Source organism: uncultured Traorella sp. (assembly GCF_944327115.1).
In the GTDB taxonomy this organism is placed as follows: domain Bacteria; phylum Bacillota_I; class Bacilli_A; order Erysipelotrichales; family Erysipelotrichaceae; genus Traorella.
Genome location: NZ_CALVGS010000113.1, coordinates 1 through 14,322, shown reverse-complemented (window position 1 = coordinate 14,322; position 14,322 = coordinate 1). Strand labels below are relative to the sequence as shown.

14 protein-coding genes, 1 tRNA gene and 1 other annotated feature are annotated in these 14,322 nt (G+C 38.0%); of the genes, 3 read left to right on the top strand and 12 right to left on the bottom strand.

The features are described from left to right. Nucleotides 1-153: 153 nt before the first annotated feature. From aspS to Q0K35_RS09700, 7 genes are all read right to left on the bottom strand, one after another. Complete coding sequence (gene aspS, locus Q0K35_RS09730) at nt 154-1,905, bottom strand: aspartate--tRNA ligase (protein WP_294562626.1); 1,752 nt, start codon at nt 1,903-1,905, stop codon at nt 154-156. Next, nucleotides 1,906-3,186, bottom strand: a complete 1,281-nt coding sequence (gene hisS, locus Q0K35_RS09725; protein ID WP_294562625.1) for a histidine--tRNA ligase — start codon at nt 3,184-3,186, stop codon at nt 1,906-1,908. 33 nt (nt 3,187-3,219) lie between these two features. Then, nucleotides 3,220-3,406, bottom strand: a binding site (T-box leader). 31 nt (nt 3,407-3,437) lie between these two features. Then, entirely contained in the window at nt 3,438-5,648 is a 2,211-nt protein-coding gene (locus Q0K35_RS09720) for a bifunctional (p)ppGpp synthetase/guanosine-3',5'-bis(diphosphate) 3'-pyrophosphohydrolase (RefSeq protein WP_294562623.1), read from the bottom strand. 40 nt (nt 5,649-5,688) lie between these two features. Then, entirely contained in the window at nt 5,689-6,201 is a 513-nt protein-coding gene (locus Q0K35_RS09715; RefSeq protein ID WP_294562622.1) for an adenine phosphoribosyltransferase, read from the bottom strand. Nucleotides 6,202-6,279: 78 nt separating this feature from the next. After that, nucleotides 6,280-6,723 (bottom strand): GNAT family N-acetyltransferase, encoded by a 444-nt coding sequence (locus Q0K35_RS09710; protein ID WP_294562621.1) that lies wholly within the window; start codon nt 6,721-6,723, stop codon nt 6,280-6,282. A 54-nt stretch (nt 6,724-6,777) separates the two neighbouring features. Further along, a complete protein-coding gene (locus Q0K35_RS09705) occupies nt 6,778-7,908 on the bottom strand; it encodes an NlpC/P60 family protein (protein ID WP_294562620.1) in 1,131 nt (376 codons plus the stop codon). 269 nt (nt 7,909-8,177) lie between these two features. Next, complete coding sequence (locus tag Q0K35_RS09700) at nt 8,178-9,134, bottom strand: L-lactate dehydrogenase (RefSeq protein WP_294562618.1); 957 nt, start codon at nt 9,132-9,134, stop codon at nt 8,178-8,180. A gap of 147 nt (nt 9,135-9,281) precedes the next feature. On the opposite strand from Q0K35_RS09700, the gene Q0K35_RS09695 reads away from it, so the two are divergent. Further along, nucleotides 9,282-9,581, top strand: a complete 300-nt coding sequence (locus tag Q0K35_RS09695; RefSeq protein WP_294562616.1) for a hypothetical protein — start codon at nt 9,282-9,284, stop codon at nt 9,579-9,581. 37 nt (nt 9,582-9,618) lie between these two features. Here Q0K35_RS09695 and Q0K35_RS09690 read toward each other — a convergent pair whose 3' ends face one another. Further along, on the bottom strand, nt 9,619-10,131 hold the full coding sequence (locus Q0K35_RS09690; protein ID WP_294562615.1) for a 3'-5' exonuclease: 513 nt from the start codon (nt 10,129-10,131) through the stop codon (nt 9,619-9,621). A gap of 49 nt (nt 10,132-10,180) precedes the next feature. Continuing rightward, a tRNA-Gln gene (locus tag Q0K35_RS09685) sits at nt 10,181-10,255 on the bottom strand. Between the two features lie 214 nt (nt 10,256-10,469). Here Q0K35_RS09685 and Q0K35_RS09680 point away from each other — a divergent pair. Next, nucleotides 10,470-11,732, top strand: a complete 1,263-nt coding sequence (locus tag Q0K35_RS09680; RefSeq protein ID WP_294562613.1) for a chloride channel protein — start codon at nt 10,470-10,472, stop codon at nt 11,730-11,732. 14 nt (nt 11,733-11,746) lie between these two features. Next, complete coding sequence (locus tag Q0K35_RS09675; protein WP_294562612.1) at nt 11,747-12,202, top strand: GNAT family N-acetyltransferase; 456 nt, start codon at nt 11,747-11,749, stop codon at nt 12,200-12,202. On the opposite strand, the gene Q0K35_RS09670 is transcribed toward Q0K35_RS09675, so the two are convergent. From Q0K35_RS09670 to Q0K35_RS09660, 3 genes are read right to left on the bottom strand one after another with little or no spacing between them, the layout of a single operon-like run. Continuing rightward, nucleotides 12,199-12,750 (bottom strand): DNA-3-methyladenine glycosylase I, encoded by a 552-nt coding sequence (locus Q0K35_RS09670; protein WP_294562610.1) that lies wholly within the window; start codon nt 12,748-12,750, stop codon nt 12,199-12,201. The two genes, Q0K35_RS09675 and Q0K35_RS09670, sit on opposite strands and share 4 nt — an antisense overlap. A 36-nt stretch (nt 12,751-12,786) precedes the next feature. Further along, complete coding sequence (locus Q0K35_RS09665) at nt 12,787-13,425, bottom strand: flavin reductase (RefSeq protein ID WP_294562608.1); 639 nt, start codon at nt 13,423-13,425, stop codon at nt 12,787-12,789. Between the two features lie 37 nt (nt 13,426-13,462). Next, nucleotides 13,463-14,188: an acyltransferase family protein gene (locus Q0K35_RS09660; RefSeq protein ID WP_365936223.1), complete on the bottom strand. Its 726-nt coding sequence runs from the start codon at nt 14,186-14,188 to the stop codon at nt 13,463-13,465. Nucleotides 14,189-14,322 lie beyond the last annotated feature (134 nt).

Here is a 14,322-nt window from a genome sequence, read left to right as displayed (position 1 = left end):
CACAGGCATTCAACACCAAATTTCAACGTCCGGACTCCCTTATCTCAACTTTGAGGAAAAATTTGAACCTTTTGGACAATTCCATTATATTATAAAAAAATCAAAAGTATACTCTTGATTTTTTATAAATTATTTGGTATGGGAGCAAAGGAATTATTTCCCATCCTTTTTTCTGATCATCAGGCCAAGCTCTTCAAGCTGACTTTCATCAACCTCAGAAGGTGCTTCGCTCATCAGATCGCTGGCACTGGCAGTTTTCGGGAAAGCAATGACATCACGAATATTGTCCGTACCGGCCAGGATCATGATCAAACGTTCTAATCCGATCCCCACACCGCCATGAGGAGGTGCGCCGTATTTAAAGGCTTCAAGGAAGAAACCAAATTTTTCTTCAGCCTGCTTTGGTGTCAGCCCGATAGCTTCAAACACCTTTTCCTGAAGCTGCTGATCATGGATACGGATCGAACCGCTGAGAAGCTCATAACCGTTTAAAACAAGGTCATAGGCTCTTGAATAACAATGTGCAGGATCACTGATCAGCTTATCGACATCCTCAGCCTTAGGTGCTGTAAACGGATGGTGGGCCGCTACATAACGGGCCTCAGCTTCATCATATTCAAACATCGGGAAATCCGTGACCCACAAGAAACAATATTTCTTCTCATCGATCAGCTGCAGCTCTTTGCCTAATTTAACGCGCAAAGCGCCTAAAGCGGTCAATGAGATCTTTGGCTTATCCGCAACAATAAAGATGATATCATTGTCTTCAATCTGTAATTTTTCTTGCAATCGTGCTTTTTCATCCTCACTTAATACCTTATGGATCGAACCGCTCCAGCTATGATCCGTAAACTTTAAGAAAGATAAAGCTTTGGCTCCATATACCTTCACAAATTCACCTAAGTGGTCACAGTCCTTACGTGAAAACTTATCAGCGGCATTTCTTGCCACGATACCATTGATCATGCCCTTATCATGCAAGATATTCTTAAAAATCGTAAAGTCAGTATCTTTAAATATTTCGGAAAGATCAACAATTTCCATACCAAAGCGCAGATCCGGTTTATCTGAACCAAATCTTGACATGCACTCATCATAAGGAATTCTCTTAAATTCATCTACTTCAATTCCCTTGGTATCCTTAAATATCTTTCTCATCAGACCTTCAACGACAGAAAAGATATCATTTTCATCGGCAAATGACATTTCAATATCGATCTGATCAAATTCAGGCTGTCTGTCTGAGCGCAGATCCTCATCTCTGAAGCAGCGGGCAATCTGAAAATATTTATCCATGCCGGCAATCATCAACAGCTGTTTATAAATCTGCGGTGACTGCGGTAAAGCATAAAAGCTTCCTTTTGAAATCCTGCTTGGTACTAAATAATCACGGGCTCCCTCAGGTGTCGATTTGCAAAGGATCGGTGTTTCGATTTCCAAAAAGCCCAGATCGGATAAATAATTACGGGCACACATCGTTACCTGGTGTCTTAATTTTAAATTGTTCTGCAGACATTCACGACGAAGATCCAGATAACGATATTTCAAACGTGTATCTTCCAGGGCATCTGTCTGATTGGCGATGATCAGAGGTGTTGTTTCAGCACTGTTGATGATTTTTACCTCACTGACGCTGATTTCGATATCGCCTGTTTTCATCTTTGGGTTCTTATCCTGTCGTTCAACTACTGTTCCTGTTACCTGAAGAACATATTCATTTCGAACGCTGACAATTTGTTCTGATATTTTTTCATCAAAGACACACTGTGTCAGACCCTCACGATCTCGCAGATCAATGAAGACCAAAGCTCCAAAATTTCTTCTTTTATTGACCCAGCCGCATAAAGTAACGGTTTCACCAACATGACGCAGTGTTAATTCACCGCAGGTATGTGTTCTTTCCATTTAAAATCTCTCCTCTAATAATTCATCCATCTTCGTTATGATCTCATCTGCCGGAATTTTGAACTGTTCCTGCGTATCGATCTTCTTTAAAGAAAGGGTATGGGATGCCAGCTCATCTTCACCGACAAGGATCGCTATTTTAGCCTTCATACGTTCAACGCTCTTAAACTGTGCTTTGAAAGAACGCTGCTGATAATCGGTGTCACAAATAAAGCCATGGCTTCTCAGCATCGTAGTAAGCTTGAAGGCTTCTAACTGTGCTTCTTTACAAAGGCAAAGAACATATGCATCAATGCCTTCATCCTTTGCTATCTCGATATTTTCTGCTTCAAGCGCCAATAAGATGCGTTCCATTCCAAGAGCCCAGCCGATTCCGGACATTTCAGGACCACCGAAATACTCGATTAAGCCATCATATCGTCCACCGGCCAAAAGCGTTGCCTGAGCGCCCATGTCTTCATTGACAGACACGATTTCAAAGACGGTATGAGTATAATAATCAAGCCCTCTGACAAGACGATCTTCTACGGTATAAGGAATTTCCAAGGCATCTAAGCCTGCTTTGACCTTTTCAAAATAATCACGGCTTTCCTCATTCAGATAATCGCTGATCTTAGGTGCGCTTTTCATCGCCGGATGATCATGATCTACCTTACAGTCCAAGATCCGCAAAGGATTCTGCTCATAACGGCGATGACAGTCGACACACAATTCATCTAAATAACCATGAAAATGTTTTTTCAAGGCTTCACGATAATTATTTCGCGATTCATCATCACCCAGCGTATTCAGCTGGACAACAAGATCCTTAAGTCCTAAACCGCTAAGAATCGAATATCCTAAAGCAATCGTTTCCACATCCAGATAAGGATTCTTGACCCCCAGTACCTCGACCCCAAACTGATTAAAAATACGCTGTCTGCCCTTCTGCGGACGTTCATAGCGCATCATAGGGCCCATATAATATAGTTTGACCGGCAGATCAGGACTGCCATATAGCTTATTTTCCACAAAGCTGCGGCATACACCGGCCGTTCCTTCCGGACGCAGTGTCAAAGAGCGGGCACCGTTATCCATAAATGTGTACATTTCTTTGTTGACCATATCACTGGAATCATTCCCGCGCTTAAAGACTTCCGTATGTTCAAAGATCGGTGTACGGATTTCCTTATAATGATACAGGGTTGTAAATTTCTGCAGATATTCTTCTAATGCATGCCACTTTTCAATTTCATTTGGCAGAATATCCTGCGTACCTCTTGGCATCTGATAATTTGTCATGTTCTCTCTCCTTTAAAACAAAAAAAGCGCCCATCTAAGGACGCTTAACGTGATACCACCTTAGTTCGCATGACTGCGCACTCAACTCATAACGGCGAGTCCCGGCTGCTCTTTTCAAACAGCACCTCCATAGTGTCCCTATTTACTTCCTGTATGGACTCACACCCAACGTCCACTCTCTTTGACATTCCATAAATATTCTCTACTTCATCAGTTTTTTTTAATATAGCACAATTTACGCTGAAATTCAACTAGTGAATCATTCTTTCTACCGAAATGACACTATTGACCTTCTTCAAATTGGCCATCAGTGTTCTCAGATGCTCAGCATTTTTCACAAGCACCGTCAGCATCGTCGTTACCGATATCTTGTCATCCATGACCTTACTGTCAACATGGATCAAACCTGCTTTATTCTGAGAAACGACTGTAACGATATCGCTTAATAAGAAAGATCTGTCTGTAGAAGCGATCAAGACCTCGACCTCATAATCCTTCTCCTCAAGATTATCATCCCAGTAAACATCAATGATTCGTGATTTTTCATTGATGATGTTCGGACAGTCACAGCGGTGTACCTTTACTCCCTGTGATTTGGTCACATAACCGACAATCTCATCTCCCGGTATCGGCTTACAGCAAGCGGCAAGGTTGACCGTCATCGTATCGATGCCCTTTACATAGACACCACATTTAGATGGGCGCTTACGTTTTGTTTCATTGCGGTTGAACATCTTGACAAGCTCTTCATTATCCATGCTCTTGCTGGAGGTATGATTGACAAGACGGTCAACGACCACAGCAGCCGATATCGCTTTCGTTCCAATGGCATAATAAAGATCATTTAATGACGGATAGGTCAGCGCACCGACAACAGACTCCATCTTTTTTCTTTCCATGTAGTCATCCGCATTCAGGCTGCGTCGTTTCAGCTCATCAGCCAGCATATCCTTACCCTTTTCAATAGCCGCCGATTTCTTTTCATTTTCTTTTTTCTGATAAAAAGCACGAATCTTATTTCGGGCATGCGTGCTCTTGACGATCTTCAGCCAGTCTTCACTTGGACCTGTTGACTGATTGCTCGTACGGATGCTGACAACATCTCCTGTCTTTAAGACGGTATTTAAAGGCACAATGGCTCCATTGACCGTAGCTCCTACCATCTTATGACCGACTTCCGTATGAATACGATAAGCAAAATCAATCGGTGTAGAACCATTTGGTAAAACGATGACCCTTCCCTTCGGGGACATGACATAGACATTTGCTTCAAAGATATCTTTCTGAAGCAGATTCATATATTCCTTGGCATCATCACTGACACCATCCTCACCGCTCATCAATGCAAATTCTTTCAGCCATGTCAGCTTTTCTTCAATTTCCTTCTGTTCTTTTTCATGACTCAGCGAAATATTTTCCTTATATGCCCAATGAGCCGCGATACCTTGTTCGGCAATCTGATCCATCTCTTCCGTTCTGATCTGTACCTCAAAGATATTTTCCTCCGCTACGATCGTCGTATGCAGCGACTGGTACATATTGACCTTCGGCATGGCAATATAATCCTTAAAACGTCCCGGGATCGGTCGATAGGTTGCATGGATATACCCCAAGATCTCATAACATTGTCCCACATCGTCACAAATGATACGGATCGCTAAAAGATCTAAAATTTCATCAAAGCGCTTATGCTTATTGATCATCTTTTTATAAATGCTGTAAAGATGCTTGCTTCTTCCAAAAATGCGGAATTTAATATGATGTTCATTTAAAAGCTGAGAAATTTCTTCGATCATCTTTGAAACCTGACCATCACGTTCTGCCTTCTTTTTTTCAACAAGATGAGCAATCTCAAAATATTTTTCTCGGTTCAGATACATAAAGCTGAGATCTTCCAATTCATTTTTGATCTCGCTGATACCAAGGCGATGAGCGATCGGAGCATAGACCTCTAATGTTTCGGCAGCAATCTTCATCTGCTTTTCTTCCGGCATGTATTGAAGGGTCAGCATATTATGCAGACGGTCTACCAGCTTAATCAAAATGACACGGACATCCTTTGCCATCGCAATAAAGATCTTACGATGATTTTCTGCCTGATATTCTTTTTCATCCTTAAACTTCAGATTACCGATCTTCGTTACTCCCTGTACGAGCAAAAAGATCTCATCACCGAAAAGCTTTTTAAATTCTTCTTCATCTACATCACAGTCTTCGATCGTATCGTGCAAAAGTCCTGCCGCAATCGTCTGCGGACTGCTTCTTAAGGTTGCAAGAATATAACCAACATTTAAAACATGTGTGACATAAGGCTCACCGCTCCTTCTGAATTGTCCGGAATGTTTTTCGTTTGCATATTCATATGCCCTCTGGATCAATTCAAGATTTTCAGGCTTCACCATATATTTTTTGACTTCATTCATAATGTCATCAAAATTTTTATTAACATATTTTTGTTTCATATTCTTCTCACCTCTCTTTTATAAAAAAGGCTTTCGCCTTTTAATATGTCATGACTGAATAAACATCATAATTCTTTAACAGTTCACGTCCGTTCAGATCAGACAATTCAATCAAGAACGAACAGCCAACAACTTCACCGCCCATTTTTTCAACAAGCTTGATCGTTGCTTCTACCGTACCTCCGGTTGCTAAAAGATCATCAATGATCACGACCTTATCACCTTTTTTGATAGAATCGGCATGCATATGCAGTTCATTGCTTCCATATTCCAAATCGTATTTGATCGATACGGTTTCTCTTGGCAGCTTATTTGGTTTTCTTACCGGTATAAAACCGATTCCGAGATCTTTGGCTACCGGACATCCGAAGATAAATCCTCTGGATTCAGGCCCTACGATTACAGTTGCTCCTTTGCTCTGTGCAAAATCACGGATACGATTGCAAGCCTCCTGAAAAGCTTCTCCATTGGCCATCAATGGCGTAATGTCACGAAACAGAATTCCTTCGATCGGAAAATCCTGTACAGATGCGATATAATCCTTTAAATTCATAATTTGCCTCCATTAATATGTTCATTATAATCTTTTTGACGTAAAAGTTCAATACGGCCTGCTATCTCCAAAATTAATTTATCTGCATAATTCCATTTTGATAAACTCATAAATAGAACCATTAGTCGTTTGAGAAAAGCTTTTGATTCTTTTAAATCCACATTTTTCATATAAACGAATCGCTCTTGAGTTAAATGCCGCAACACTTAAAACAATCTTCTTTTTTTCATAATTCAAAGAAATATACTCAAGAAGCATTTCAAGGAATTCTTTTCCATAACCCTTACCGGTAAGATCAGGACGAAGCCCAAGTCCTATTTCAATTTGCCCGTCATCTTCAATGATTGAATAAAAACCGATACAGTCATGATTTTCAAGCACTTCAAAATAATGATCGCCACGCTCATAAAGAAGTTCATGTAAATCCTCTTCGTCATTGATCATATCATAAAAATCATAAGGTGCCTCATAATGCCACTTCGCAATTTCTTCTGCATTCGTTTGACTCATTTTTTGGATCATACTTTTACCCCTGATGTATTATATCATAAAAGAAAAAAGATGGCATTGCCATCTTTAACCTCTTGTCACTCGGATAAACACCGGTCCGCTTCCGACATATGCCGGAGCAATCTTCGTAGATCCCTGCCATGCTCCATGAATTGCCATACCGTTACCGATATACAGAGCGATGTGTGGAACCCCTGCACCAGCATTATCATAATAGATCAAATCACCCGGACGGGCTTCTGAACCACTGACTGTATAACCAAGACTGAAATAACCTGCCGGCCATCCGTGGAAATTAATTCCTGCAGCAGCCAGAGCATTTGTTACCAGCATCGTACAATCCTGACTTCTTCCCAGCTGTGCATAAGCAGCACTCACCAGCACATCAGCCCCAGCATAATTGCTGCGATCAGGATTTGATCCGTAATAAAGCGAAGATGTACTTACAACTACAGGTTCCGGTTCCGTTTTATTGACCGTTACGCTCATTTGGCTTGAAGAAGCATTGCCGCTTGAATCCACGGCGCTGATCGTAAACGTATAAGTTCCTGCTTTATATTTATCATCCGATGTTTCAAGTGCACCATCAACGGTATAACCGATCGCACCATCCACATTATCAGAAACACTGATATAATTATTGATATCAAAGCTATCTGTATCGTCGATCGTAACAGAGCTCTCACTTAATGAAATTACAGGTGCAACCGTATCAATGACATTGATCTTCACATTGTACACATTTACTGTTCCTTCAACAACCTCACATTCGCTTTGATCGTTTAAAGCAATGATTTTCTGATCATCAGGGCGTTCATGCGTAAATTTAGTTTCGATCGTTAATTTTACGTCTTTTACACCTAACCCGCTGTTAGCTTCATAATAAACGCTAACGATATAATCTTCCAATGAATAAACAGTTCTATACTGACTGCTTTCTACCATCTTGAATTCTGAAAGTAAATTCACATGATCTTTTAAAATTGTTTTTGCTACTTTTGCGATTGCGGCCGTATCGTTGTAATTCACACTGATCGGTTCCAGATTGACTCGATTTGTTGTAGGAGCTGTTACCTCCTCAGCCTGTAAAATACCACGCTGTGTCAGAGCCAGCATCGTTACCAAAGAAACACTTCCTGTAATTTTCATCAGCTGATTTAGAGTCATGTTATTACTAAGATAGTTCTTATGGTCCATGTTTATCACCTCATTACACGAGAACTATTATAACACACAACTTACATTTTTGTCACATTTCACAAATTTTCACACATTTGAAACAATAATATTATCTTTTTTATTCGTTTATTGAGATATATTTTCATATACATTTAAATAAAATCTCACATTTATCATTTCAAAAATGACAGCTCTGTGACATTCAGATCAAAAAAAACCTAAAATATCTTCTTTTTACTTATCAAATAAAAAAATGAGCATTCGCTAACGAATGCCCTTTATTAAATTTATAAAAGCGGATCGATGGTTTCACGAATGATTTCCATGAGATTATCACATGAAGTATCAAATTTACCCTGATCGACCTCATTTAATGGTAAATGAATGATCTCTCTGATTCCCTCACGATTTACGATAGCCGGAACACCGATATAAAGTCCGGTTTTTCCATATTCATTATTCTGGTAAACAGAAACTGTCATAATTGCATTTTCATTATTCAAAATAGCACCAACCAAACGATTCAAAGAAAGTCCGATGCCATAATAGGTTGCTTTTTTCTTTTCGATGATCTCATAAGCGGCATTGCGGACATCCTGATAGATCTGTAATAGATCCGCCATATCTCTGCCCTGCTCATCTAAGAGCTCTAAAAGTGATTTACATCCGATATACGCGTGCATCCATGGTACAAAGGAAGAGTCGCCGTGTTCTCCCATGATATAAGCATGAACATTTGTAGAATTAACATCCAGATATTTAGCGACCATATATCTTAGCCTTGCCGTATCCAGAAGCGTACCGCTGCCTATCACCCTGTTTTTTGGATAGCCTGTCACCTTTTGAGCGACATAAGTCATCAGGTCTACCGGATTGCTGGCCACTACCAAGATACCTCCAAAACCGCTTTCTTTGATTTGCTCACAAATTCCTTTCATGATCTTAGTATTGATAGCAGTAAGCTCAAGACGTGTCTGTCCCGGTTTTTGAGCGGCACCGGCAGTTACGACAACAATGCTGGCATCCTTGCAGTCAGCATAATCACCGGCATAGATGCGCATTTTGCTGGCAGCATAAGGAAGCCCGTGAGAAAGGTCCATTGCTTCCCCTTCTGCTTTTTCTTTCGCGACATCGATCAATACCAGTTCATCAATGCCCGGTTGTGAAAGAAGTGAGTAAGCAAAGCTCATTCCCACGAATCCTGTCCCTACTAACACAATTTTACGATTATCTAATGTTTTCATTTCTATTTCTCCTTTGATTTTATTATACATTCTTCTTTGTTTTTCATGCAAGCATTTCACTCCCATTCTTTTCATGGACATTGCTTCTTGTAACATTTATAAAATATGTTAAAATATAAACATAAATAAATAAGAAAGGAAATGAATATGGAAAAATTAACACAGGAACAGTATGCTTCCATTATCAATGGCAAAAAAAAGGACGCTCATGAAATGCAGTGGCTGTTCATTGAAATGAATGCGAAAGAGCTGATGGAGGAATGTGAACCAGGGGTAAGAAATCAGACGGTTTGCTGTAAGGCCATGCTGGATGCCCTGTTGGAAGGAGATCGAATACTGGTTGCTCCAAAAACAAAAAATAAATGTGGCGGTGCATTGACTGTTCGTTATTATACGGATAACCTAAGTCCTGAAAGAGCCAAATATACTGGTGAACCTGAATTCTAATTAAAAAAGCTCATCCCTGTGATGAGTTTTTTTGTATTTAAATTTCTTTCATCAGGCATTCAAATACCTGATAGGTTGCGATCACATCAGATAAGGCACGATGAGCTGTCTTATTTTGAATGTTATAATATCGGCATACTGTTGAAAGCTTATAATTTTCACATCTGATCCTTTTTCTTGAAAGCATCAAGGTATCATATTGAACATGATCAAAGGACAGTCCTAGACTCTCAGAAGACTTTTGTCGTATAAATCCCATATCAAATGAGAGATTATGACCTACCAGACAATCATCCTCAATAAAGTCATACAAGCGTATCAGAGCTTCATCCAGCTCAATTCCCTCTTTTTGAACCATCTCATCCGTAATATGATTGATCGATGTGATATAAGGAGAGATCGGCTTATGAGGATTGATCAGGACGCTCATTTGATCAATGATCTTATGATCTCTGATTTTTATGCAGCCAATTTCCAAAATGTCATCCTTGAAACGTGATAATCCTGTTGTTTCAATATCTAATACACAATAATCTTTAATTTTAATCATACACTTAACATAACATAAAAGTTGGCAATTGCCAACTTCTTTTTCTATATGGCTGGGGTAATAGGATTCGAACCTATGAATGACGGAGTCAGAGTCCGTTGCCTTACCGCTTGGCTACACCCCAATGTGCTTTTCTATTGTATATCAAATTTCTATAAACTGCAAGAAAAAATTTAATTTTTTTATGCCATTTTTTTATGAAGATAAAATGATCAAGCAAATTCACTTCAAAATAGCACAAATTTGATCATACATGATATAGGATACTTCATTTTTAACAGCTTGTATTTATTTATAACACTCATTATAATAAAAAGGTAATTAATTAGGGGGATCCAATGAAAATAAATCAATTCAGCATACATCTTCATCATCTATTTATTTTATTGAAATGGATACTGCTGGGCAGTATTTGCGGATTATTGGTAGGCAGCATTGCCGCTATATTTGCTTATAGCTTGAATTTAGTAACCTCTGTTCGAACAGCTGATCCATGGCTCATACTTGGACTGCCTATTGCGGGTCTTGTCATTGTTTTTTTATATCATTTCTGTGGAAGAGAAAATAATAAAGGTACAAATTTGATCATCGTTTCTATTCGTTCCGATGATAAAATTCCGATCGTGATGGCTCCTTTGATCTTCATATCAACTGTTTTGACACATCTTTTTGGTGGTTCTGCGGGTCGTGAAGGAGCTGCTTTGCAGTTAGGAGGAAGCTTAGGCCAGAATTTAGCCAGAGCTTTTAAGATGGACAGCAAAGACTGTAAGATCATGACCATGTGTTCAATGAGTGCCGCTTTTTCAGCTTTATTTGGAACACCTTTGACAGCTGCCATATTTTCAATGGAAGTCATCAGCGTTGGCATCATGCATTATGGAGCACTTGTTCCCTGTGCGATCGCAAGTGTTGCAGCATCAATGGTTGCCCAACAGTTTGGTATTACCAAAGAAGCTTTTATCATTGCATCGTTGCCAAACATCAATACATTGAATATGCTGCACATTGCTTTTCTATCCCTGCTTTGTGCTTATATCGGTTCACTCTTATGTATTTTCTTACATAAATGTTCCAAGCTTTTCTCCAAGCTTTTCAAGAATGAATATCTGCGTATTTTTATAGGCGGAACGATCATCGTCATTCTAACATATCTTGTTGGTACGGATTATAATGGTGCCGGAATGTCTGTGATCAAAAAAGCCATTGAGGAAGGCAGCGTACATCCTGAAGCCTTTCTTCTGAAAGCTGTTTTTACGGGAATTACTTTAGGCTGTGGATATAAGGGTGGTGAAATCGTCCCCAGTTTCTTTGTAGGTGCCTGCTTTGGCGGATGGATTGCTCCTATTCTAGGTATCGATACTTCTTTTGGTGCCGCCATCGGACTAATGGTCGTCTTTGATGCCGTTACCAATTGTCCTGTGACTTCCCTTTTCCTTGCTTTTGAATTATTTGGTTTCACGGCTGTTCCACTGTTTTTGATTGCAGCTGCGATCGGATACATGCTTTCCGGCTATCAGGGATTATACAGCGAACAGAAAATCATGTATTCAAAATTTAATTTTGGTTTTATTGATACCCATACAAATCATGAGGCTGATTAACATAGGAGGATATGATGAAACATGAAATTATTGCATTAGACATAGCTGATTTTAATAAATGTGGCAATATTTGGAACATGGAAAAACAGTCTGCACTTGCAGAACAGTTTTATCATGAATTGCTTTCGAATAACCGAATCACTTTTATTTATACGATTGATGGTGAATTCATTGGTGAAATTTCTTTGGTCTTTGATATGAAAGATAGTGATTATACGATTACTGACCAGCGTATCTATATATCAAGACTGATCGTAAAACGCGAATACCGCCATCAGGGAATTGGAAGACAATTATTGCATTTTGCCATTGAAAAGATAAAAGAAATGGACTATGAAGAAATAGCCATTGGGGTAGATTTAGATAATTATCCTGCATTAAAATTATATATCGAAGCTGGTTTTGATAGGATCATCCGGATCGATCGTGATGACCAGGGTCCTTATATAAAGCTTCTTAAAACACTTTAATTTTTCTTATAAAAATCACAGGTCGTTTCATGATCATTAATGATTCCTATGGCCTGAAGATATGAATATATGATCGTTGAACCGACAAATTTCATCCCTCTTTGTTTCAGATCCACCGAGATCGTATCAGATAAGGGAGAGGTTGCAGGAAGTTCATCATTCTCATTATATATGATCTTGCCATTTGTAAAGGACCAGATATAATTTGAAAAACGATCAAATTCCTGTTGAATCTGAATAAATATCTTCGCGTTGTTCACAGCAGCGCGAATTTTTAATTGATTGCGTATAATATCTTTATTTTTCATCAACGCTGATATCTTTGTTTCATCATATTGGCTCACTTTTACTACATCAAAATCATCAAAGGCTTCTCTAAAGGCCTCACGCTTCTTTAAAATCGTGATCCAGGACAATCCTGCCTGAAAGGATTCAAGAAGCAGCATTTCAAAAAGATAATGATCATCATAAGAAGGAACGCCCCATTCTGTATCATGATATCTAATATATAATTCGCTTGTTTCATCCACCCATCTGCATCGTTTCATATGTCCCCATTATAACAAAAATAATCCACGAATGGATTATCTTTTTTCAAATACTTCTTTTGGCTGGAGGCAGATCGGACATACATAGTCATCTGGAAGCTGTTCAAACGGAATATCACCATCATAAACATAACCGCAGATACTGCATACCCATTGTTCTTTTGTCGTAACATTTTCATCTACGATATGAGTCGGGGCGTTTTTAGGTGATTTTCCTTTAATGACTTCATGATAATATTTATAAGTCATCGGTGTTGCGGAATGCAAGACATCACCATCAATAACTTCTCCTAAAAAGACTGTATGGGTCGGTGTTTCCATCGTATTAATTACCTTTAATGTCAAATAGCCTAAAGCTTCTTTTAATACAGGTACATTGTCTTTGATCTCATAATCAAAATCTTTAAATTTGTCCTTGTCCTTACTGCTCGAAAAACCAAATACACCAATATAAGAAGGATCGATATTTTCCTGTAATATATTGATACCGAAATATCCGCTTTCACTGATTGCCTTGTGTGTTTCGTTGTTATGATTCATACTGATCGCAATCGTTGAAGGCTGATCGGTAATCTGCATGGCACAATTTGCTACACAGCCATACTGTTTACCATTGAGTGATGATGTGATCACATATACACCATAGTTTAATTTTGTATAAATTTCAAAGTTCATAATAAACCTCCTTACTTATTATATCCTATCAAATAAATTAAACACTATATTTTTTTAATTTTTGTTCACTTATGAAATAAATAAAATATCCTACGATAATTGCAAGTACTATTGATACAATCATATTAATATACACATTCATCTTACCACCGAATAAATATACCATTATCTGCTGAATTGGAAAACCACATAAGTAAATTCCATATGAAAAATTACCTAATTCTGATAATTTTCTATTACATTGTTTTTTATTAAATACAATAACAGAAATAATATATGGAAATATTATAAACATAGCTATTTCAGCAAATCCAAAATAAACTAATCCAAACCATATAACAACCAAAAAGGCAGCTAATCCATTATTTAAAATAATTTTATCTTTAAAGACATAGTATAACATACCCATATAATATATAAAAATAGGCAAGGTATATATAGATAAAGAAGAAAATAATTGTATATTTGAATAATAAAAAAGATAGAAAAAAATTAATGAAATTGGAAATGTATATAGTATGTTTTTATTTAATAACTTCAATTTATAACAAATCATTAATGCAATATAGCATATAAATTCTATTGGCAATGTCCACAAAGCACCGTTGATAACATTTCCATATATATTATTCTCAAAGACACCAGGTAAGCTATGAATTGGAATTAAGATTGCATTAAGCAAATACTTATAAGTAGCTAAGTCAGTAATATAATCAATAATACTCATATTAGTAAAAAAAGGTCCTAAAAGAAAAACAGTCATAATAACAGTAAAAATCAAAGGAGCTAACTATATAAAAATCAAGAGATTTAGATGAAAAAGTTTGAAAATATAAAATTTCTAATTTTGTATGTTAGCTGGAGCTGTTCTTTGAAAAGTGAATAGTAATTTGTACT